This window comes from Staphylococcus simulans (genome assembly GCF_002902285.1).
Lineage (GTDB): Bacteria > Bacillota > Bacilli > Staphylococcales > Staphylococcaceae > Staphylococcus > Staphylococcus simulans.
On record NZ_PPRU01000087.1, the window covers coordinates 1 to 243 of the forward strand.

A 243-nucleotide genomic window follows, 5' to 3' on the forward strand; every position below is an offset into this window, starting at 1 on the left:
AGGCTTTTCTCGACAGTGTGAAATCAACGACTCGAGGAAAACATGTTTCCTCTCCCCATCACAGCTCAACCTTGAGAATGGCGGATTTACCTACCATTCAGTCTCACTGCTTAGACGTGCACTCCAACAGCACGCTTCGCCTATCCTACTGTGTCCCCCCCATCGCTTAAAACGATAAATGGTGGTACAGGAATATCAACCTGTTATCCATCGTCTACGCCTGTCGGCCTCGACTTAGGACCC

General features: G+C 49.8%; 1 rRNA gene. It reads right to left on the minus strand.

Annotated features, from left to right (window positions below):
- Positions 1-243: ribosomal RNA gene (locus CD112_RS13415) — 23S ribosomal RNA — on the minus strand; the annotation flags it as partial.